Raw genomic sequence first — 20,846 nt, 5'->3', positions numbered from 1 at the left:
CGGCTCCGCCGCGGCCGGACCATGCCGAGACTCCCACCGGTCGACCACTGAGAACAGTCTCATCAGACGAATGCCCCGTGCCCGGCGGACACCGCGCCGTGCACTCGACAGCGACGGAAACCCTGTGATCACCACTTCGGGCCTCACGAAGGTCTACCAGTCACGCGGCCGAGAGGTCACCGCCCTGGACGGCGTGGACCTGCACGTCCGTGAAGGCGAGGTCTACGGCGTCATCGGGCAGAGCGGCGCCGGCAAGTCCTCCCTCATCCGCTGCGTCAACCTCCTCGAACGCCCCACCTCGGGCACCGTGACGGTCGCCGGACAGGACCTCACGGCCCTCGCCGGCAGCGGAAGGCGCGCGGGCAAGGAGCTCCGCCGGGCCCGCAACCGCATCGGCATGGTCTTCCAGCACTTCAACCTGCTGGACTCGCGCACCGTACGCGACAACGTCGAGCTCCCCCTGGAGATCCTCGGCATCTCCGGACAGGCACGCACCCGCAAGGCCCTCGAACTCCTCGACCTCGTCGGTCTCGCCGACAAGGCGAAGGCCTACCCCGGTCAGCTGTCCGGCGGGCAGAAGCAGCGCGTCGGCATCGCCCGCGCCCTCGCCGGCGACCCGAAGGTGCTCCTCTCCGACGAGGCGACCTCCGCGCTGGACCCCGAGACCACCCGCTCCATCCTGCAGCTGCTGCGCGACCTCAACCAGGAGCTCGGCCTCACCGTCCTGCTCATCACGCACGAGATGGACGTCGTCAAGACCGTCTGCGACTCCGCCGCGCTGATGAGGAACGGCCACATCGTCGAGTCGGGCACCGTCGGATCGCTGCTGGCCACCCCCGGCTCCGAACTGGCCCACGAGCTCTTCCCCGTCGGCGGCAGCGCCTCCGGCCCCGGCTCCACCGTCGTCGACGTCACCTTCCACGGCGAGGCCGCCGCCCAGCCGGTGATCTCACAGCTCTCCCGTACGTACAACATCGACATCTCGATCCTGGGTGCGGCGATGGACACCGTCGGCGGCAAGCAGATCGGCCGGATGCGCATCGAGCTGCCCGGCCGCTTCGAGGAGAACGTCGTACCGATCGGCTTCCTGCGCGAGCAGGGACTCCAGGCCGAGGTCGTGGACGGCGAACCCACCGCCACCGGCATCCCCGCCCCGCTCACCAAGGAGGTGGCGAAGTGACCTGGTCCGAAATGCAGCCGCTGCTCTCGCAGGGAACCATCGACACCCTCTACATGGTGCTCTGGTCCACGCTCGTCACCGTCGCCGGCGGGCTGCCGCTCGGCATTCTGCTCGTCCTGACCGACAAGGGCGGACTGCTGCAGAACGTCGTGGTGAACAAGGTCATCGGTGTGATCGTGAACATCGGCCGCTCGCTGCCGTTCATCATCCTGCTGATCGCCCTGATCCCCTTCACCACCTGGGTCGTCGGCACCTTCATCGGCCCGTCCGCGATGATCGTGCCGCTCGCCATCGGCGCCATCCCCTTCTTCGCGCGGCTCGTCGAGACGGCGGTGCGCGAGGTCGACCACGGACTCGTCGAGGCCGTCCAGTCGATGGGCGGGTCCGTCCCGACGATCGTCCGCAAGGTCCTGCTGCCGCAGGCGCTGCCCTCGCTCGTCTCGGGCGTCACCACCACCGTGATCGTGCTCATCGGCTACTCCGCGATGGCCGGCGCGGTGGGCGGCGAAGGACTCGGCTCCAAGGCCGTCACCTACGGATTCCAGCGCTTCGACAACCAGTTCATGCTCATCACCGTCGTGCTGCTGATCGTCATCGTGACCGTGGTCCAGCTCATCGGCGACGGAGCACAGCGCCTGCTGACCCGCCGGGGCCGCACCACCTCCTGACTTTCTTCTCCCCCTGAAGCCCGAACTCCTTGTCCGGGCGCACCACCACCACCGGAAAGAGGCACTCTTCGTGCGCAAGAACATCAAGATCACCGCCGCCGCAGCGGCAGCCGCCGCCCTCGCCCTCGGGCTCAGCGCCTGCGGCACGGACTCCGACCCGGCCGCCAAGGGCGAGACCGGAGCCGGTGCGGACACCTCCAAGGCCCTCGTCGTGGCGGCGTCCCCGACGCCGCACGCCGACATCCTGAACTACGTCAAGAAGAACCTGGCGGACAAGGCCGGCCTCAAGCTGGAGGTCAAGGAGTTCACGGACTACGTCCTGCCGAACACCGCCACCGAGAACGGCCAGGTCGACGCCAACTTCTTCCAGCACAAGCCCTACCTGGACGACTTCAACAAGAAGAACAAGACCCACATCGTGCCGGTCGTCAACGTCCACCTGGAGCCCCTCGGCCTCTACTCCAAGAAGGTCAAGGACGTGAAGGACATCAAGGCAGGCCAGACGGTCGCCGTCCCGAACGACACCACCAACGAGGGCCGCGCGCTCCAGCTCCTCGCCGAGAACGGGCTGATCACCATCAAGGACGGCGTGGGCACCAACGCCAAGATCAGCGACATCACGGACAAGAAGGGGCTGGAGTTCAAGGAGATCGAGGCCGCGACCGTGCCCCGCGCCCTGGACGACGTCGACGCCGCCGTCATCAACGGCAACTACGCGATCGAGGCCGACCTCAAGCCGGGCAAGGACTCCCTGGTGCTGGAGAAGGCGGAAGGCAACCCCTACGCCAACTTCCTGGCCGTCAAGGACGGTAACGAGGACGACCCCCGTGTCCAGAAGCTCGCGAAGCTCCTGAACTCCGACGAGGTCAAGAAGTTCATCGAGGACACCTACAAGGGCTCCATCATCCCCGCCTTCGGTGCACCCGCCAAGTCCTGACCCCCGCGTACTACTTGCCACGGGCCCCGCACACCCGCCCCAGGGTGTGCGGGGCTCCGCCGTGCGGACCCGGCCATGCGCATTCCCGGTCCGATGCTGCATGCTGGTGCCTTTACACGGTCTTCGGCATGGAGCTGCGCATGACTACCACCTTCCCGTCCATCTCCATCAGCACGGACAGGTTGGTGCTGCGCCCCTTCGACATGGAGGACGTCCCGGCGTACATCGAGATGATGAACGACGAGCTGGTCACCGCCTGGACCGACGCCCCGCACCCGTACACCCAGGTCGACGCCGAACGGTGGGTCCGCAGGATCGCGCCCGCCGAACGCTCCCAGGGAAACGGCATCGTCTTCGCCGTCACCGAATTCCTGACCCAGCGCCTCGTCGGTTCCGTCCGGCTCCTCAACACCGACCGGCGCACCCTGGCCACCGAGGTCCGCTACATCACCGCCCCCTGGGCACGCGGTGAGGGATACGCCCCCGAGTCCGTGCTGGCCCTCGCCGAGTGGCTCTTCCGCGACCAGGGTTTCGAACGGATCGAGCTGCGCACCCCCGCCGGGAACACCGCCTCCCAGCAGGTCGCGCAGAAGCTGGGGTGCATCAGCGAGGGGGTCCTGCGCAACGCCCGCATAGCCAGGACCGCCACCGAGGACGGAGGGTGGACCGACATCAGGACCGACCTCATCGTGTGGGGGCTCCTGCCCGAGGACCTGGAGGGCGTCGCCGAGCAGTTGGCCGACGCCGGCGGCTACGGCACGTACAACGACTGGAACTGACCTCGTACGGCTCAGGTCGGGCCGGGAGCCCCCGGCAGGGTGTTGGTACGGACCGGATACGCTCACCCATGCTCCGCCCATCCCGCGGAGAGCCCCCGCCTGCTCACACCCCAGGAGACTGACGACGATGGCCGACCGGGTCACGGTGATCGGCTGGGACGGCTCGCCACTGACCGGCGCGGCCACCGCCGCGCTCGCGGCCGCCACGCTCGTCGCCGGTGCCGCCCACCACCTCGCCCTCCCGGAGATCCCCGGGCGGGCGGAGCGGATCCGCCTCGGCAGCGTCGACCTCGCAGCCCGCAGGATCGCCGGCCACCGCGGGAGCGCCGTGGTCCTCGCCGACGGAGACCCCGGGTTCTTCGGCGTCGTACGCACCCTGCGCAAGCCCGAACACGGACTCGAGGTCGAGGTCGTCCCGGCCGTCTCGTCCGTCGCCACCGCCTTCGCCCGCGCCGGCATGCCGTGGGACGACGCGCAGATCGTCGTCGCCCACCCGCGCACCCTGCGCCGCGCGGTCAACGTCATCCGCGCCCACCACAAGGTGGCGGTGCTCACGTCCCCGGGCGCCGGCCCGGCGGAGCTCGCGCTGCTGCTCGAAGGCGTCCACCGCACCTTCGTGATCTGCGAGGAGCTCGGCACCGTACGCGAACAGGTCACCGTCCTGACCTCCGACAAGACGGCCGACCACACCTGGCGCGATCCCAATGTCGTCATCGTCATCGGCGGCGGCCCCGAGACCACCGCCAACGGAGCCTGGATCGCCGGCCGCCACCCCGAGGGCGTCCGCGGCTGGGCCCTGCCCCCCGCGGCGTACGGTGCCGCGGAGGAGACCGGTGAAGGGGAGTTCCCCGGGCTGCGCGCCGCCCAGCTCGCCCGTCTGGGACCGCGCACCGGCGACCTGCTCTGGGACATCGGCTCCGGCAGCGGCGCCCTCGCCGTGGAGGCGGCCCGCTTCGGCGCCGCCGTGCTCGCCGTGGACCGCGACCCGGACGCGTGTGCGCGCACGACGGAGGCCGCCCGTACCTTCCAGGTGGGCGTACAGGTCGTCAGGGGCACGGCCCCACACGTCCTGGAAAGCCTGCCCGAGCCCGATGTCGTACGGATCGGCGGCGGCGGGGTGCCCGTGGTCAGGGCGGTCGCCGACCGGCGGCCGGAACGCGTCGTCACCCATGCCTCGAACCGGGACGAGGCGGAAGCGCTGGGCGCGGCCCTCTCGGAGAACGGATACGCGGTCGAGTGCGCGCTGCTCCAGTCCGTCGAACTGGACACCTCCGCCTGGGTGGAACGCGAACGCTCCGTCGTGTTCATGCTCTCCGCGGTGCGTTCCGATCTCGCCCCCTGAGGTGTTCGCGGGGAGCGCGAGGTAGGCTGACCGATTGTTGTACCGCGCCCGGCTGTTCGACGGTTCGTTCGTCAATGTCCGGAAAAGTGGACCGTTTTGGTCCGCGATGTGGTACGGCGTAACCGGGGGACGCGCAACGTGGCGCAGTCCACAGCGAGCCGAGGCAGAACTGTCTGTCGCGGCGGCGAACGGCCGCGAGAATGTACACCTCCGCGCGCGTTTCGTGCCGCGCGGGGAGCCCGCTCGTTCTTGTTGACGAGCACCGGCGTGCCGTGGTTCGGGCATCCCGGGCGAAGGGCGAAGGAGCACTGACGATGGGCGAGGGGTACGCATGACTGACACCGGCCAGATCCCGGGCGAGGGACTGCCGGAGAACGCAGGCATGGTGGAGCAGCCGGGCATCCCCGCCCCGGACGCCTACACCTACCTCGAACCCTCCGAGCACACACCCGAGGACGACGACCTTCTTCTGATGCCCGCGCCCCAGGGCGCCTGGAGCGACGCTCCGGCCGCGGCGGCGGGGCTGCCCGAGCAGTTCCCGACGCACGGCGAGGCCGTGAACGGCACACACGGGTCCGGCGTGGCCGACCTCAACGGCGTACAGCTCCCGGCGCACGCACCCGTGCAGGTCCCGGCCGCCGCCGGCCCGGCCCGGCGCCCGCTGCACCGGAGGCCCGCGTCCACGGAGGCGCCCTCCTACGGCGGGACTCCGTCCGGGGGAGTGGTCCGCTCGCTCGCGGACCGTGGGCCGGCCGGCCCGCAGAACCCGATGCCCGTGCGGCACGCGGGGCCGCCGACAGCCGGACCCGAGTACTTCGACATCCCGGCGGACAGCGCGGCCGTGCTGCCGGGCCCGCAGCTGGGCGAGATCCCTCCGCAGGGCGCTCCCGCCTGGGGCTCACCGGAGCCGGCTGTCGCGCCGGAGCCGGTGGCGCCTGAGCCGGTCACGGTGCCCCAGCCGGCTGCTGCCGCCGAGCCGGTGGCGGAGTCTGAGCCGGTGGCGGAGTCCAAGCCGGTCGTGGAGCCTGAGCCGGTGGTGGAACCTGACGCGTCCGCCGAGCACGTCGCGCCTGCCGCGCTCGCCGAACCCGTCGCGCTTGTCGCGCCCGCTGTGCCCGTCGCGCCCGCAGAAACGGTCGCTCCGGAGCCGACGGCCGCCGTGACGCAGGAGACTCCCGTCGAGTCGGCGGCTCGGCCGGCCGAGATGCTTCCCGCGGAGGCCCTGGCAGAGGTCCCGGCGCCCGTCCAGGCCGATGCTCCCGTCGAGGCCGCCGCCCCGGCTGAGCCGCTGGGACAGTTCGTGCCCGTCGAGGGCTCCGTACCGACCACTCCACACCTCGCCCCGACGCCCGTGGCCGGTATCGCTGTCCCGGTTGCCGAGCCCGAGCCCGCTCAGGAGCCCGTACCGTCCGCGCCCGAGGCCACGGAGACGCCGGAGCCGGTTGCCGTCCAGCACCCCGAGGCGGATCAGCCCGGGATCATGCCCGAGCCCGTCGCGGAACCCGAGCAGGCCCCCGAACCCATCGCGGAGCCCGAGCCCGTCGTCGTACCGCAGGCCGGGCCCCAGATCCTGGCCGAGCCGGAGCCCGGCACCGGGCCCGAGATCATCGAGACGCCGGAGGCCGAGACCCCGGAAGCTTTGATCCCGGATGTTCGGCCTCTGGAAGCCGAGGCCCTGGCGGCAGAGGCTTCGCCTGTCGAGGCCCCTGCCCCTGTCGAGGAAGCTCCTTTCCCCGACGCAGCAGACGCAGCGGACGCAGCAGAGGCGGCCGAGGCCGCAGCCGGTGCCGAGACCGACGCCGACGCAGACGCAGCCCCCGCCTCACTCCCCGCCCCCGGCTACGACGACGCCGAGCGCGAAGCCGTCCTGCGGGTGATGCGTGAACGCCGCGACATCCGTAACGGCTTCCGCAGCGACCCCATCCCGCACGAGGTCCTCCTCCGCGTCCTGGAAGCCGCGCACACCGCGCCGAGCGTCGGCCACTCCCAGCCCTGGGACTTCGTGGTCATCCGCTCCGCGGAGACGCGCCGCTCCATGCACGAACTGGCACAGACCCAGCGCGAGGCCTACGCCAAGTCGCTGCCCAAGGCCCGGGCCAAGCAGTTCAAGGAACTGAAGATCGAGGCCATCCTCGACACGCCCGTGAACATCGTCGTCACCGCCGATCCCACCCGTGGCGGCCGCCACACCCTGGGGCGTCACACCCAGCCGCAGATGGCCCCGTACTCCTCGGCGCTCGCCGTGGAGAACCTGTGGCTCGCGGCCCGCGCCGAGGGCCTCGGGGTCGGCTGGGTCAGCTTCTTCGACGAGCGGGAGATGGTCCGAGCGCTCGGTCTGCCCGAGCACCTCGAAGTGGTCGCCTACCTCTGCGTCGGATACGTCGACGAATTCCCCGAGGAGCCCGAACTGGCACAGGCGGGCTGGTCCAAGCGCCGTCCGCTGTCCTGGGTCGTCCACGAGGAGACGTACGGCCGGCGCGCCCTGCCCGGCGAGGAGCCGCACAACCTCCTCCAGGAGACCATCGCCGGCATCCGCCCGCTGGACGCCAAGGCGCTCGGTGAGGCGTGGGAACGTCAGAAGCGGATGACGAAGCCGGCCGGAGCGCTCGGCATGCTGGAGATCATCTCCGCACAGCTGTCCGGGCTCTCCCGGCTGTGCCCGCCTCCCATCCCGGAGCCCGCCGCCGTCGCGATCTTCGCCGGCGACCACGGGGTCCACGCCCAGGGCGTCACTGCGTGGCCGCAGGAGGTCACCGGCCAGATGGTCGCCAACTTCCTCGGTGGCGGCGCCGTCTGCAACGCCTTCGCCAACCAGGTCGGCGCCGAGGTCTGTGTCGTCGACGTCGGTGTGGCGTCCGAACTCCCCGCCACGCCCGGCCTGCTTCCCAGGAAGATCCGTGCCGGAACGGCCGACTTCACCACCGGCCCCGCGCTCACCCGCGAAGAGGTGCTCGCGGCGGTCGAGGTGGGCATCGAGACCGCCCGCGACCTGGTGGCGGCAGGCAACAAGGGCCTGCTCACCGGTGAGATGGGCATCGCCAACACCACGGCGTCGGCCGCGCTGATCTGTGTCTACACCGGCATGGACCCCGCCGAGGTGACCGGCCGCGGCACCGGGATCAACGACGAGATGCACGCCCGCAAGGTCGATGTGGTGCGACGTGGCCTGGACCTGCACCAGCCCGACCCGAACGACCCCATCGGCGTACTGGCCGCGGTCGGCGGCCTGGAGCACGCCGCCATGGCGGGCTTCCTGCTGGGGGGCGCCTCACTCCGTACGCCGGTGATCCTGGACGGTGTGAGCGCCGGCGCGGCGGCACTGGTCGCCCGGGCGATCGCCCCCGAAGCGCTCGCCGCGTGCATCGCGGGCCACCGCAGCGCGGAGCCCGGCCATGTCGCCGCCCTCAACAAGCTGGGCCTGCGCCCGCTGGTCGACCTCGACCTCCGCCTGGGCGAGGGAACGGGCGCGCTGCTCGCGCTCCCCATCGTGCAGAGCGCCGCCCGCGCGATGCACGAGGTGGCGACGTTCGACTCCGCGGGCGTCACGGAGAAGTAGTACGAGGCACACCTCCCAGCCGCGCCGGTGTTCTGAGGCGCGGGGCCGGGGCGGAGCCCCGGTCACGGAAAGGGGCGGGGAGGGGATCAGGTCCGCCACGGGCGCCCCGCCCCACCCCGTATCGTGAACCCCGCCCCACCCCGAAACCGCACGTCACAGCCGCTCCACCGCCGCAGCGGCCACAGCACTCCGCATCGCACGAGGAGCCAGCACCGCCATGGCCGAGCATGACGATCACCCTGCCTACCCCGTCGGACTGCGCCTGAACGGGCGCCGCGTCGTCGTCGTCGGCGGCGGCCAGGTCGCGCAGCGCCGGCTGCCCGCCCTCATCGCGGCCGGGGCCGACATCACCCTTGTCTCCCCGTCCGCGACCGCGTCGGTCGAGGCGATGGCCGACACCGGTGAGATCCGGTGGGAGCGCCGCAGGTATCAGGACGGCGACCTCGCCGACACCTGGTACGCCCTCGTCGCGTCGTCCGACGCCCCGGCCAACGACGCCGCGTCCGCCGAGGCCGAGCGCACCCGCACCTGGTGTGTCCGCAGCGACGACGCGGAGGCGGCGACCGCCTGGACGCCGGCCACCGGCCGCAGCGAAGGCGTCACCGTCGCCGTCCTCACCACCACCTCGCAGGGCCGCGACCCCCGGCACTCCGCCGCGGTCCGCGACGCGATCGTGGAGGGACTGCGCGACGGCACCCTCGCCGCCCCGCACCACCGCACCCGCGCCCCCGGCGTCGCGCTGGTGGGCGGCGGCCCAGGCGACCCCGACCTGATCACGGTCCGTGGCCGCCGTCTGCTCGCCGAGGCCGACGTGGTCATCGCGGACCGGCTCGGCCCCCGTGATCTCCTCGACGAGCTCCCGCCGCACGTCGAGGTGATCGACGCCGCGAAGATCCCGTACGGCCGGTACATGGCGCAGGAGGCGATCAACCAGGCGCTGATCGACCACGCCAAGGCGGGCAGATCCGTGGTCAGGCTCAAGGGCGGCGACCCGTTCGTCTTCGGCCGTGGCATGGAGGAGGCACAGGCTCTGGCCGCCGAGGGCATCGCCTGCACGGTCGTCCCTGGGATCTCCAGCTCGATCTCCGTGCCGGGAGCGGCCGGGATCCCCGTCACCCACCGAGGTGTCGCCCACGAGTTCACGGTGGTCAGCGGCCATGTGGCACCCGACGACCCGCGGTCCCTGGTCGACTGGAAGGCGCTCGCGCAGCTGCGCGGCACCCTGGTCCTCCTGATGGCCGTCGACAAGATCGGCGCCATCTCCCAGGCCCTCATCGCCCACGGCAAGTCCCCCGACACCCCGGTGGCCCTCGTCCAGGAGGGCACCACGGCCGCGCAGCGCAGGGTCGACGCGACCCTCGCGGACGTCGGGGAGCGAGCCGTCGCGGAAGAGGTACGCCCCCCGGCCGTCATCGTCATCGGCGAGGTCGTCGCCGTCGGCACGTCAGTAGCACCCCGTGGCTGAACTCATCACCGTCGACGACCCGGACGACCCGCGTCTGGGCGACTACACCGGCCTGACCGACGTCGAGCTCCGGCGCCGGCGTGAGCCCGCCGAGGGCCTCTTCATCGCCGAGGGCGAGAAGGTGATCCGGCGCGCGGGGAACGCCGGATACGAGATGCGGTCCATGATGCTCTCCGCCAAGTGGACCGACGTCATGCGCGACGTGATCGATGAGGCCACGGCACCGGTCTACGCGGTCACACCGGCTCTCGCCGAACGCGTCACCGGCTACCACGTGCACCGTGGGGCACTCGCCTCCATGCAGCGCAAGCCACTCCCCGGCGTCTCCACGCTCCTGTCCCCGGATCGGGGGCACGTACGGCGGGTCGCCGTGTTCGAGGACATCGTCGACCACGCCAATGTCGGAGCCGCCTTCCGCAACGCGGCAGCGCTCGGCGTCGACGCCGTCCTGCTCACCCCGCGCTGCGCCGACCCGCTCTACCGGCGGGCGGTCAAGGTCTCGATGGGGTCCGTCTTCCACGTCCCCTGGACCCGGCTGACGTCCTGGCCCGAGGATGTCGGCCTGCTTCGCGAGGCCGGTTTCACCACCGCCGCGCTCTGCCTCAGCGACACGTCGATCACCCTGGACGAACTCGCCGCACGAAGGCACGAGAGACTGGCGCTCGTCTTCGGCACGGAGGGCGACGGGCTCACCCCCGGCGCACTCGTCGAGGCCGACACTCATGTGCGTATCCCGATGGACGCCGGAGTGGACTCACTCAACGTCGCTGCGGCCTCCGCCGTCGCCTTCTACGTGACCCGGACGAAATCCGCCTGACCCGGGCCGAATCCGCCTGACCCGGACGGAATCCGCCCGAGCCGGTCAGGTCCCGTCCACCCGTGCAGGGTGGGCGGAGGCCCCGTCGTACGTCTGTGACGGCGTGCCCCCCAGCCCGCGTGCCGGTCCCTGGCACCCCTGGGCGGCCGCGATACCCAGCGCTACCAGCAGCGTCACCACGACGAAGACGACGAGCCTCTGACGCAGCAGCCGTGGATTGGCAGGCCGTCGCTTCCCGCTCTTCCCGGCCGAGGTCGTCCGGACGCCGGGTCGCGAGGCCTGCCTGCCGTTCGTGCCCTTGGACGGGTGCGGCTGCCGGCCGGGGCGTGGGCCGCCCCGAGCGGCCCGGGACTGCGAGCCTCCACCGGTGCGGGGAGCCGCAGGGCGCGACGGTGCGGGGTGCCGCCCGCGCGGCTCCTGAGCGGGGCCTCCGGCCGTGTGCCGGGTCACCTGTTCGGTGTACGGCCCCTCCAGCCGGCCGGTCGGCCGGTCCAGCTCCTGCGCGCTCCGCTGTGCGGGCGGCCGGCGCTCCTGCAGGCCCTGCGCCTCGCGTGCGGCGATCTCCTTGAGCCGCATGGAGAGCTGAAGGGTGCTCGGCCGCTCCTCCGGGTCCTTCGCCAGACAGGCCCGTACGAGAGGGGCGAGCGCGTCGTGCACATCGAACAGATGCGGTTCCTCGTGGACCACGCGGTAGAGCATCACCTCGGAACTGCCGTGCCCGAAGGGCGAGTCCGCCATCGCCGCGTAGGCCAGGGTGGCGCCCAGCGAGAACACGTCCGTCGCGGGAGTCACCGCCGCACCGCGCACCTGCTCGGGCGCCAGGAAACCGGGGGAGCCGACGGCGGTACCGACGTGGGTGAGCGTGCTGGCCCCGGTCGCCCAGGCGATACCGAAGTCGATGATCCTGGGCCCCTTGGGGGAGAGGAGGATGTTGGACGGCTTCAGGTCGCGGTGGACGACACCGGCCTCGTGCACCGCCACCAGGCCCTCGGAGAGCGCCGCCCCGATCGAGGCCACCTCGGCGGCCGACAGGGGGCCCTCCTCGATGACCTTGTCGTGCAGCGAGGGGCCCGGCACGTACTGCGTCGCGAACCACGGCCGGTCCGCCTCCAGATCGGCGGCCACCAGTCGTGCCGTACAGCCGCCGCGGATCCTGCGCGCGGCGGACACCTCGCGCGCGAAGCGCGAGCGGAACTCCTGGTCCTCCGCCAGATCCGGCCGGATCACCTTGAGCGCCACCCGCTGGCCCCGTCGGTCGGAACCCAGGTAGACGACGCCCATGCCACCCGCGCCGAGCCGCCGGTGCAGCCTGAACGAGCCGACGACACGCGGGTCCTCGCGCCGGAGCCGCATCATCGCCATCGTCTGCCCATCCCCGCTGCCGGTCCGCCTGACGAGGCACAGCTTACGTACCCGTGGCGCGGCGTGCTCAGAGGCCGCGCCCTCGCCGGCCCATCGATTGTCAGTGCCCGATGGGAGAATTGAGGAGTGGTCATGGAGCCGGGGATCCAGGTTCCGTGGCCCGTGCGAGATCTCAAAGGACCGTCGCAGAAGGGGGATTGGATCAATGAAGGGCGATCGTGTGGAAATAGTCGTGGACGCCGGTGACACGACCAGGACGTACGAGGTGGTGGCCTCCAGAGCGGGCCGCCGGGTGGAGACAGCGGTCCGCCGAGGGGTGGTGGAAGTGAGTGAAGTCACCCGAAGTGGCTCAGTTGTCCGTACCGCCCGCTTCATGGCGACCAGGGTGCTGGCCCTGGTCGAACAGCCGGTCCCCAGGGAGGACGCCTCCGAGCGCCCCCTCGGGGATGTCCCCAGGGTCTAGCGCCTGATCTCCACCCAGAGGAGTACACCGAAGGCGGTCGGCTCATCCTCCGGGAGGCCCGGCATTCGGTACGCGGGCATGACGCCGTGGGGGTTCCGCCTCCCTAATGTTGAAGTCAAGCGGCGGGCGTGGAACTCGTCCCCCGAGGCCAGGCGCCCGCCGCTCCACAACAGGTCAGGAGAGGAACCATGGCGGACACGGCGACGCGGACCATCCTCCGCACGCAGGGACGCAGGGCATACGCCTCGTTCGGCGTACGCACGTCCGGCACGCGCCACCCGCTGGTGGCGACGGCCATGGTTCTTCCTCTGGCGGCCCTGCTGGTCGTCGTCTTCGGCGGCTGGGACGCAGTGGTCACACAGGCGTCGTCCGTGGGCGTGATGCTGGGGCGCTGAGCGGCGCCCCGGGTCCGGAAGAGCGGTTCGGACCGGGACATCCGGCCAACAGCCCCGTGGGGACGGGGGTGCGGCGGGCGGCAGCGTTTGTCCGGCCAGCTGGGGAGCTGGCCGGACATCGCGCTGTCCGGGCCCTTTCCGGGAGACCGTGTAGGCCGAACCCCTTCCGGGAGACCGCGTACGATCGCCGCCGGGACCGGCCGTGGGCCGGCCGATGACCGCCGCGGGAGCCGATCCGATGACCACCACCCCTCTCGTACGCGCGCTGGGCGACCTCGCGCACGCCGGCGCCCATGCCGACGCGACGGCGTGCGCCTGTGCCCCGCCCCAGGTGCTCGCGGACCGGCCCGACGGCACCGTGGTCCGCAGCGGCCCGGCCGTCGCGAAGGCCCACGCCCCCGACTCGGAGCCCCCCGCCCTCGCCGCCCGCCTGTCCCTGGCCGCCGCACCCCGGCTGGCGGGGATCCTGCTCCCGCCGCTCCCCTCCCCGGACGGGCCGCCCGGCAGCGCGGAGGGCCGCACCGTGAGCCTCTGGCCGTACGGCGCGCCCGTCGACCCCTCGGACCCCGACGCCGCCCCCTGGGAGGACGCCGCCGTCCTCCTGGCCCGGCTGCACCGAACTCCCGCGCCCCATCCGCTCCCGCCGATGCGCGGACCGGTCAAGGCCGCCCGGGCCGTCGCACGGATGCGCGCGGCACGCCCAGGCGACCCGGCCGCCGGCCCCGTACTGGCCGCCTGGCACGGGCTGCCCGGCTGGGCCCGCGCCGAGCACCCGACGCCCGCGCACCGCGACGGCTTCCTCTGCCACGGCGATCTGCACCTCGGCCAGCTCGTGCGGCACCCGGCGCAGGACGGTCCCTGGCTGCTGATCGACATCGACGACGCGGGCCTGGGTGATCCCGCCTGGGACCTTGCGCGCCCCGCGGCCTGGTACGCGGCCGGGCTGCTGCCGCCCGCGATCTGGCTGCGTTTCCTCGACACCTACCGGGCGTCCGGCGGCCCGGCCGTGCGGGCCGAGGGGGACCCGTGGCCCGAGCTGGACGTCGCGGCGCGAGCGCTCACGGTGCAGACGGCTGCCGTCGCTCTGGCCAAGTCCACCGCGGAGGACCGCAGTCCGGATGAGATGGAACAGTTGATGATCGATGCATGTGTCCGAATTGCGTCCCTCCCGCCCGAGTTGGCGTCCGAATACGCGTCGTAGGGTGAAGCGTTCGTCGCCGGGCATGAATCCCGGCGACGCCGACACGACATGAGGAGCCCGTTCGATGATCCAGTGCCCCAAGTGCCATGCCCAGATGAACACGTACAACCGCAACGGTGTCCAGATCGAGCAGTGCAGCGGCTGCCGGGGGATATTCCTCGACTACGGCGAGCTTGAGTCCCTGACCCGCCTGGAGTCGCAGTGGGCGCAGCAGGCCCCGCCCGCGCCGCCCGCCCCCCAGCAGCCCTATCCCGCCCAGCAGGCCTACCCCGCTGCGCCGGCCCCCGCCTGGGGAGCGCCGCACCAGGGTGGTCACTACGGCGGCCACCACCGCCAGAAGAGCTTCGGCCGGATGCTGTTCAGCTCCTGATCCGCCTTCCGCGCGGGTAGTGCCGCAGGGCGGGTCCGGGCCCGGCGCCCGGACCCGCATTGCATACGGTCGACGGACTTCCGTTCATGATCTGGTCACGGCCATGGTTGAAGCCTAAAGTTCGGGTCCATGAACTTCCTCGACAGGTCCCGAACTGTCGCGCCCCCGGGGTGGAGCCGCTGGCTCGTGCCGCCCGCCGCGCTCGCCGTGCATCTCTCCATCGGACAGGCCTACGCCTGGAGCGTGTTCAAGCCCCCACTCGAATCCGCTCTCGATCTCTCGGGGACCGCCAGCGCTCTCCCGTTCCAGCTGGGCATCGTGATGCTCGGCCTCTCCGCCGCGTTCGGCGGCACCCTCGTCGAACGCAACGGCCCGCGCTGGGCGATGTTCGTCTCCCTCGTCTGCTTCGCCTCCGGCTTCCTCGTCGCCGCGCTCGGCGCGTCCACCGGCCAGTACTGGCTCGTCGTGCTCGGCTACGGCTTCATCGGTGGCATAGGCCTGGGGATCGGCTACATCTCACCGGTCTCCACCCTCATCAAGTGGTTCCCGGACCGCCCCGGCATGGCGACGGGCATCGCCATCATGGGATTCGGCGGCGGCGCCCTCATCGCCTCGCCCTGGTCCACCGGAATGCTGGAGAGCTTCGGCACGGACCGCTCCGGCATCGCCACGGCCTTCCTCGTCCACGGTGTCGTCTACGCCGCCTTCATGGCGCTCGGCGTCCTTCTCGTGCGGGTGCCGCCGGAGGGCTGGCTCCCCGACGGCTGGGAACCGAAGCAGGAGACCCGCAGGCTCGTCACCAACGCCCAGGTCTCCGCCCGCAACGCCCTGCGCACACCGCAGTTCTGGTGCCTGTGGGTGGTCCTCTGCATGAACGTCACCGCGGGCATCGGCATCCTGGAGAAGGCCGTGCCGATGATCCAGGACTTCTTCGCGGACACCGCCACCCCGGTCTCGGTCTCCGCCGCAGCGGGCTTCGTCGCCCTGCTCTCGCTGGCCAACATGGGCGGGCGGCTCCTGTGGTCCTCCACCTCGGACCTGATCGGCCGCAAGAACATGTACCGGATCTACCTCGGTGTCGGCGCGCTCATGTACGTGGTCATCGCCCAGCTGGGCAACGACTCCAAGCCGCTCTTCATCTGCTGCGCGCTGGTGATCCTCTCCTTCTACGGCGGCGGGTTCTCGACCGCCCCGGCCTACCTGAAGGACCTCTTCGGCACCTACCAGGTGGGAGCCATCCACGGCCGTCTGCTGACCGCCTGGTCCACGGCCGGCGTGCTCGGCCCGCTCATCGTCAACCGGGTCGCGGACGCGGGGGAGCGGGCAGGGCACAGCGGCCCCAGCCTCTACACGACCTCCCTGACGATCATGATCGGGCTGCTGATCGTTGGCTTCGTCGCCAACGAATGCATACGTCCGGTCCACGCACGCTTCCACGAGGCACCGGAAGGGAGCCCCCGTGTCCACCAGCAGTCGTAAGCCGCTCATGGTGTTCGTCTGGCTCTGGGTCGCCGTGCCCTTCGGCTACGGACTGTACGAACTCGTCCGCAAGGCCACCCAGCTCTTCACCGGCTGACCCGCCCCGCCCACGACAAAACCCCCGGTCGTCGAGACGACCGGGGGTTTCGGCTGGTGCGCGATACTGGGATTGAACCAGTGACCTCTTCCGTGTCAGGGAAGCGCTCTCCCGCTGAGCTAATCGCGCAGGGTGACCCTGCGTGTACTACGTGCGCGATACTGGGATTGAACCAGTGACCTCTTCCGTGTCAGGGAAGCGCTCTCCCGCTGAGCTAATCGCGCGGGGATCCTCGCGGACCGGTGGACGATACTGGGATTGAACCAGTGACCCCTTCCGTGTCAGGGAAGTGCTCTCCCGCTGAGCTAATCGTCCTTGGAGGTGGAGACGGGATTTGAACCCGTGTAGACGGCTTTGCAGGCCGTTGCCTCGCCTCTCGGCCACTCCACCAGGGATGGGGGTTCGGGAAGATCCCCCACCTTCTGCGAGCGGACGACCAGGTTCGAACTGGCGACCTCAACCTTGGCAAGGTTGCGCTCTACCAACTGAGCTACGTCCGCTTGTCTTTCCCGGAGCGCTTGCGCGTCCCGGCGACGTGTTGAACTCTAGCGGATTCCCGGGCCAGCACAAAAACGCGTTTGTGCAGCGTGCTGCACCACCACAGCCCGTCGCAGGTCACCGCGTGCCGCTCTAGACTCGGTCACGTGCGCGACCTCACCCCCCTTGCCCGTTTCGGTGGCCTCGTCGCCTCCGGTCTGCTGGATGTCACCAGTGATCCCGCCGCTCTTGAATCATCCGGTTTCTGGGCGGTGTGTGGCGATTTCGAAGGTCGTCTCGTCTGTGCCCGCTTCGCCACCGTGAGGTCCGAGGAGGTCCCCCTCCCCGTGTCCGGGGCCTGGCGGGGGCCCGCCCCGCAGGACTGGACGTCCTCGCTCGACGAGCACGCCTACATGGCGGGTGTACGACGGATCCGTGAACACATCGCGGCGGGCGAGGTCTACCAGGCCAACCTCTGCCGGGTCCTGTCCGCGCCGCTGCCCGGCCCCCGGGCCGACGTGGACGCGCTCACCGCCCTGCTCGCCCGCGGAAACCCGGCGCCGTACGCGGGCACGATCCGGCTCCCTGAGCACGGAGTGGAGATCGCCACCGCGTCTCCGGAGCTCTTCCTCGCACGTGCCGGCCGGACCGTCGAATCGGGTCCGATCAAGGGCACCGGGCGCACCGAGGACGATCTGCTGGAGAAGGACCACGCCGAGAACGTGATGATCGTGGACCTGGTCCGCAACGACCTGGGCCGTGTCTGCTTGCCCGGCAGCATGAGCGTTCCCGATCTCTGCGCCGTGGAGAAGCACCCAGGGCTCGTCCACCTCGTCTCCACCGTGCGCGGACGGCTGGCCGACGGCGCCGGGTGGCCGGAGCTGCTCACCGCGGCGTTCCCGCCCGGGTCGGTCACCGGGGCGCCCAAGTCCAGCGCGCTCCGGATCATCGGGGCGCTGGAGACGGCCCCCCGCGGCCCGTACTGCGGAGCGGTCGGCTGGGTGGACGCGGACCGGGGCACCGCGGAACTGGCGGTCGGCATACGGACCTTCTGGATCGACCACGCCGGGCCCGCCCCCCTCCTCCGCTTCGGAACCGGAGCCGGCATCACCTGGGGATCCGACCCGGCGCGCGAATGGGCCGAGACCGAGCTGAAGGCCTCCCGGCTGCTCGCTGTAGCGTCGGGCGTCCACGAGGAAACCGGAAGGACCGCGTCATGAGGATCTGGGTCAACGGCGGACTGCGGGACGCTGATGACGCGCGGCTGTCCGTGCTCGATCACGGGCTGACCGTGGGCGACGGCATCTTCGAGACGGTCCGGGTCTCCGGGGGCCGCCCCTTCGCCCTCACCCGGCACCTCGGCCGGCTGACGCGGTCGGCCAGGGGCCTGGGCCTGGCCGACCCCGATCACGACGAGGTGCGCCGTGCGGTGGCGGCCGTCATCGAGGCCGATCCCATGGAGCTCGGCCGGCTCCGGATCACCTTCACCGGCGGCCTCTCGCCGCTCGGCTCCGACCGCGGCGACGCCGGCCCCAGCCTGGTCGTCGCCGTGGGCGAGACGGTGCGCCGGCCCGACAGCACGGCCGTGGCGACCGTGGACTGGACGCGCAACGAACGCAGCGCGGTGACGGGCCTCAAGACCACCTCGTACGCGGAGAACGTCGTCGCCCTCGCGCGGGCCCATGAGCAGGGCGCCTCGGAGGCGCTCTTCCCCAACACGGTCGGACAGCTCTGTGAGGGCACCGGTTCCAACGTCTTCGTCGTCCTCGACGGCCGGATCCACACGCCTCCGCTCACCTCGGGATGCCTCGCGGGGATCACCCGTGCCCTGGCCATCGAGTGGACGGGCGCGCAGGAGACCGACCTCCCGCTGGAGGTCCTGGAGCGGGCCGACGAGATCTTCCTGACCTCCACGCTCCGCGACATCCAGGCGGTCCACCGGGTCGACGCGCGGGAGCTGCCCGGTGCCCCGGGGCCCGTGACGGCGAAGGCCATGCGGGTCTTCGACGAGCGGGCGGCGGACGACCTCGATCCGTGAGCACGGCGGATATCCGGACCGTAAAGAGGATGACGGCCCGCCGTCCAGCGGATAGAACACACTGATGACCACGACCATCCGGCCGGCCGAGCCGGTCCAGCAAGGCGCCGACGGCGCGCGGGCTCGCACGTACGACGTGTGCGACAACGGGCGGCCGGTGGGCGCCGTCGGCATCTCCACCGACCCGGCCTTCGGCGCCTCGGCGGGCGTACTCCAGTCGCTCGGCATCGAGGAGGCGCACCGCAGGCGTGGCCGCGGGACCATCGCCGCGCTCGCCGCCGAGGAGGTGCTGCGCGGCTGGGGCTGCACCCAGGTCCGGCTGGTCGCCCCCGCGGGCAACGCCGCAGCCCGGGGCCTGGCGGTCGTGCTCGGCTACACGGAGCGCAGCCGGAACATGCTGAAGACCCTCCGGCGCACCGCCCCGGCGCTGCCGGCAGGGGTCTCCGGACGGCCGATGACGGAGCGGGAGTACGCCGAGTGGGCGGCCACCAGCGCCGGAACGTACGCGCGCGAGTGGATGGAGCGCGGAGTTCCGGAGGAACAGGCCCGGCGTAAGGTCGAGACCGACCACGCGACGAACCTGCCGGACGGCCTGGCCACCCCCGGCATGTACTTCCATGTCCTCGTCCGCGAAGGCGCTGTCGTCGGCCATGTCTGGGTGGCCCGGCGCGAGGCCCCGGACGGTGGCGACGACCTCGGCTACGTCTTCGACGTGGAGGTACGCGAGGAGCACCGGGGGCGCGGTTACGGCCGGGCGCTGATGCACCTCGCGGAGGACATCACCCTCGACGCGGGCCTCGGGCTGCTCGGCCTGCACGTCTTCGCGTCCAACACCCCCGCCCTGCGGCTGTACGAGTCGCTCGGCTACGAGGTGACGCAGTACAACCTGGCCAAGGCGCTGTAGCCGGCTCTGCTCACCGGGTCAGTCCTGGCCGGCGAGCAGACGGTCGGCGATCTCCTCGATGCGCGCGCGCAGCCCTTCCTGGCTCTTGCCGCCGTCCAGCCGCTCGTCGCCGATCACGTACGTCGGGGTCCCGGTGACACCGATGGCCTTGCCCTCGGCCTGGTCCGCGTCCACGATCAACAGGTGCCGGCCGTCGATCAGAGCGGTGTCGAACTCCTCGGCGTCCAGTCCCAGTTCGCCCGCCACTTCGAGCAGCAGGGGCTCACCGGCGCGGGTGAGGTCGGCGGTGCGGGCCAGCACGGCCTCGATGTACGGCCATCCCTTGCCCTGGTCGACGGCCTCCTCGACGGCCTGTGCCGCCGCGTAGGCGTGCTTGTGCTTCTCCAGCGGGAAGTGACGCAGCCGGACCTCCAGCCGGTCGCCGTACCGGGCGCGCAGGGCGTGGACGTCGGAGAGGGCCTGGTGGCAGTCGGGGCACTCGAGCTCGCACCAGAGGTCGAGGACGACCGGCGCTGCGGAGGGGGATTCGCTCATGGGATCAGTCTTCCAGGCCGGAGCGGGGCCGCCCCGATCGGGACCTGGGGAGGAGCGCGGCCCTGAAATGTCCCTGATGTGGTCGTGCACCGTGGCCCCTGCGGCAGTGGTCGGTGCAGGATGGAAGGGACGTAACCCGATCGCTGGAGGCTCCGATGCTTGCCGAGACCATCTGTTCCGCGGTGTCGGCGGCCGGTTTGGGTATCGCCGCGATCACCGCGTACCGAAAGCGGTTCCTCACGGCGACCCGGATCGCCGCCTACTCGCTGGTGCCCGTCGGCCTGGTGATGACCGGCGTCGTCGAGTGGCTGTCCGGAATCGTCTTCAAGCCGAGCGTCTGGATCGGCTTCGGGCTGCTGGCCGTGGCCTGGCTGCTCTTCATGACCACACGTGCCGTGGAGCGCCGGAGCGGCTCGACCCGCAAGGAGCGCAAGGCCGCGCGGGCGGCGGAGCAGGGCGGCGCGGTCGCCCCGGCCGCGTCCTCACCCTCGCTGACCTCCGGGGCGGGGGCGACGGCCCCGCAGGCGCAGGAGAGGCCGAAGAAGAAGCAGCAGGCGGCCGCGCCCGGTGACGACTTCAGTGACATCGAGGCGATCCTCAAGAAGCACGGGATCTGACCGGCCGCATCGGACCTTTCGCATCGGACCGTCTGCCCGCCGGGACCCGGTCACATGGCTGGCCGAGTGGCCTGCGGGTCATGAATCGATTCATGCGGCGCCCGGGGCTCGGAAGTGCTCGCGTCCGTCCCAGGCCTCGGTATATTCGGGTAGCGGCGCCCCGAT

General features: G+C 71.4%; 19 protein-coding genes and 5 tRNA genes. 17 read left to right on the top strand and 7 right to left on the bottom strand.

Features of this window, described 5'->3' with window-relative positions; translation table 11 throughout:
- The first annotated feature begins 124 nt into the window (after nucleotides 1–124).
- From ACIREO_RS17325 to ACIREO_RS17290, 8 genes are all read left to right on the top strand, one after another.
- Nucleotides 125–1,180 carry a methionine ABC transporter ATP-binding protein gene (locus ACIREO_RS17325; protein ID WP_404110396.1) on the top strand — a complete coding sequence of 352 codons (1,056 nt, stop codon included), beginning with the start codon at nucleotides 125–127 and terminating at the stop codon, nucleotides 1,178–1,180.
- The gene (locus ACIREO_RS17320; RefSeq protein ID WP_404110393.1) at nucleotides 1,177–1,848 is read left to right on the top strand and encodes a methionine ABC transporter permease; all 672 of its coding nucleotides are present in this window, start codon (nucleotides 1,177–1,179) and stop codon (nucleotides 1,846–1,848) included. Before ACIREO_RS17325 ends, ACIREO_RS17320 begins: the two co-directional genes overlap by 4 nt.
- A gap of 70 nt (nucleotides 1,849–1,918) precedes the next feature.
- Nucleotides 1,919–2,785: a MetQ/NlpA family ABC transporter substrate-binding protein gene (locus ACIREO_RS17315; RefSeq protein WP_404110390.1), complete on the top strand. Its 867-nt coding sequence runs from the start codon at nucleotides 1,919–1,921 to the stop codon at nucleotides 2,783–2,785.
- A 140-nt stretch (nucleotides 2,786–2,925) separates the two neighbouring features.
- Nucleotides 2,926–3,564, top strand: a complete 639-nt coding sequence (locus ACIREO_RS17310; RefSeq protein ID WP_404110387.1) for a GNAT family N-acetyltransferase — start codon at nucleotides 2,926–2,928, stop codon at nucleotides 3,562–3,564.
- A gap of 127 nt (nucleotides 3,565–3,691) precedes the next feature.
- A complete protein-coding gene (gene cbiE / locus ACIREO_RS17305) occupies nucleotides 3,692–4,906 on the top strand; it encodes a precorrin-6y C5,15-methyltransferase (decarboxylating) subunit CbiE (RefSeq protein ID WP_404110384.1) in 1,215 nt (404 codons plus the stop codon).
- A 331-nt stretch (nucleotides 4,907–5,237) separates the two neighbouring features.
- A complete protein-coding gene (gene cobT, locus ACIREO_RS17300; protein ID WP_404110381.1) occupies nucleotides 5,238–8,462 on the top strand; it encodes a nicotinate-nucleotide--dimethylbenzimidazole phosphoribosyltransferase in 3,225 nt (1,074 codons plus the stop codon).
- 217 nt (nucleotides 8,463–8,679) lie between these two features.
- Nucleotides 8,680–9,927, top strand: coding sequence for a uroporphyrinogen-III C-methyltransferase (gene cobA, locus ACIREO_RS17295; protein ID WP_404110378.1), 1,248 nt, complete (start codon nucleotides 8,680–8,682; stop codon nucleotides 9,925–9,927).
- On the top strand, nucleotides 9,920–10,744 hold the full coding sequence (locus tag ACIREO_RS17290) for a TrmH family RNA methyltransferase (protein WP_404110375.1): 825 nt from the start codon (nucleotides 9,920–9,922) through the stop codon (nucleotides 10,742–10,744). The genes cobA and ACIREO_RS17290 overlap by 8 nt, the downstream gene beginning before the upstream one ends.
- 45 nt (nucleotides 10,745–10,789) lie before the next feature.
- Here ACIREO_RS17290 and ACIREO_RS17285 read toward each other — a convergent pair whose 3' ends face one another.
- Nucleotides 10,790–12,106 carry a serine/threonine-protein kinase gene (locus tag ACIREO_RS17285; RefSeq protein WP_404110372.1) on the bottom strand — a complete coding sequence of 439 codons (1,317 nt, stop codon included), beginning with the start codon at nucleotides 12,104–12,106 and terminating at the stop codon, nucleotides 10,790–10,792.
- A gap of 205 nt (nucleotides 12,107–12,311) precedes the next feature.
- Here ACIREO_RS17285 and ACIREO_RS17280 point away from each other — a divergent pair, with 205 nt between their 5' ends.
- The 5 genes from ACIREO_RS17280 (at nucleotide 12,312) to ACIREO_RS17260 (ending at nucleotide 16,014) form a co-directional block, all read left to right on the top strand.
- Nucleotides 12,312–12,569: a hypothetical protein gene (locus tag ACIREO_RS17280; RefSeq protein WP_404110369.1), complete on the top strand. Its 258-nt coding sequence runs from the start codon at nucleotides 12,312–12,314 to the stop codon at nucleotides 12,567–12,569.
- 188 nt (nucleotides 12,570–12,757) lie between these two features.
- Nucleotides 12,758–12,964, top strand: a complete 207-nt coding sequence (locus ACIREO_RS17275; protein ID WP_404110367.1) for a hypothetical protein — start codon at nucleotides 12,758–12,760, stop codon at nucleotides 12,962–12,964.
- 238 nt (nucleotides 12,965–13,202) lie between these two features.
- Entirely contained in the window at nucleotides 13,203–14,165 is a 963-nt protein-coding gene (locus ACIREO_RS17270) for a phosphotransferase family protein (RefSeq protein ID WP_404110365.1), read from the top strand.
- A gap of 64 nt (nucleotides 14,166–14,229) precedes the next feature.
- Nucleotides 14,230–14,535 (top strand): zf-TFIIB domain-containing protein, encoded by a 306-nt coding sequence (locus ACIREO_RS17265; RefSeq protein ID WP_306104662.1) that lies wholly within the window; start codon nucleotides 14,230–14,232, stop codon nucleotides 14,533–14,535.
- Between the two features lie 129 nt (nucleotides 14,536–14,664).
- Nucleotides 14,665–16,014: an OFA family MFS transporter gene (locus tag ACIREO_RS17260; protein WP_404110363.1), complete on the top strand. Its 1,350-nt coding sequence runs from the start codon at nucleotides 14,665–14,667 to the stop codon at nucleotides 16,012–16,014.
- A 151-nt stretch (nucleotides 16,015–16,165) separates the two neighbouring features.
- On the opposite strand, the gene ACIREO_RS17255 is transcribed toward ACIREO_RS17260, so the two are convergent.
- From ACIREO_RS17255 to ACIREO_RS17235, 5 genes are all read right to left on the bottom strand, one after another.
- A tRNA-Val gene (locus tag ACIREO_RS17255) sits at nucleotides 16,166–16,240 on the bottom strand.
- Nucleotides 16,241–16,263: 23 nt separating this feature from the next.
- Nucleotides 16,264–16,335: transfer RNA gene (locus ACIREO_RS17250), tRNA-Val, on the bottom strand.
- Nucleotides 16,336–16,354: 19 nt separating this feature from the next.
- Nucleotides 16,355–16,426, bottom strand: a tRNA-Val gene (locus ACIREO_RS17245).
- A 1-nt stretch (nucleotide 16,427) separates the two neighbouring features.
- A tRNA-Cys gene (locus ACIREO_RS17240) sits at nucleotides 16,428–16,501 on the bottom strand.
- A 37-nt stretch (nucleotides 16,502–16,538) separates the two neighbouring features.
- A tRNA-Gly gene (locus ACIREO_RS17235) sits at nucleotides 16,539–16,611 on the bottom strand.
- Nucleotides 16,612–16,755: 144 nt separating this feature from the next.
- Between ACIREO_RS17235 and ACIREO_RS17230 the strand changes: the two genes are divergently transcribed.
- The 3 genes from ACIREO_RS17230 to ACIREO_RS17220 all read left to right on the top strand — a co-directional run bounded on the left by ACIREO_RS17230 (nucleotide 16,756) and on the right by ACIREO_RS17220 (nucleotide 19,530).
- Nucleotides 16,756–17,808 (top strand): chorismate-binding protein, encoded by a 1,053-nt coding sequence (locus ACIREO_RS17230; protein ID WP_404110361.1) that lies wholly within the window; start codon nucleotides 16,756–16,758, stop codon nucleotides 17,806–17,808.
- The gene (locus ACIREO_RS17225) at nucleotides 17,805–18,626 is read left to right on the top strand and encodes an aminotransferase class IV (RefSeq protein ID WP_404110359.1); all 822 of its coding nucleotides are present in this window, start codon (nucleotides 17,805–17,807) and stop codon (nucleotides 18,624–18,626) included. The genes ACIREO_RS17230 and ACIREO_RS17225 overlap by 4 nt, the downstream gene beginning before the upstream one ends.
- 64 nt (nucleotides 18,627–18,690) lie before the next feature.
- Nucleotides 18,691–19,530 carry a GNAT family N-acetyltransferase gene (locus ACIREO_RS17220; protein WP_404110356.1) on the top strand — a complete coding sequence of 280 codons (840 nt, stop codon included), beginning with the start codon at nucleotides 18,691–18,693 and terminating at the stop codon, nucleotides 19,528–19,530.
- 18 nt (nucleotides 19,531–19,548) lie between these two features.
- Here the strand turns inward: ACIREO_RS17220 and ACIREO_RS17215 are convergent, their stop codons facing one another.
- On the bottom strand, nucleotides 19,549–20,064 hold the full coding sequence (locus ACIREO_RS17215) for a DsbA family protein (RefSeq protein ID WP_404110353.1): 516 nt from the start codon (nucleotides 20,062–20,064) through the stop codon (nucleotides 19,549–19,551).
- A 155-nt stretch (nucleotides 20,065–20,219) separates the two neighbouring features.
- Here ACIREO_RS17215 and ACIREO_RS17210 point away from each other — a divergent pair, with 155 nt between their 5' ends.
- Nucleotides 20,220–20,681, top strand: coding sequence for a hypothetical protein (locus tag ACIREO_RS17210; RefSeq protein ID WP_404110350.1), 462 nt, complete (start codon nucleotides 20,220–20,222; stop codon nucleotides 20,679–20,681).
- Nucleotides 20,682–20,846: the final 165 nt, after the last annotated feature.

The sequence above is a fragment of the Streptomyces sp. NPDC102441 genome (assembly GCF_044765585.1).
Classification (GTDB): Bacteria; Actinomycetota; Actinomycetes; order Streptomycetales; family Streptomycetaceae; genus Streptomyces.
This window is presented reverse-complemented; position numbering and strand designations above follow the sequence as displayed.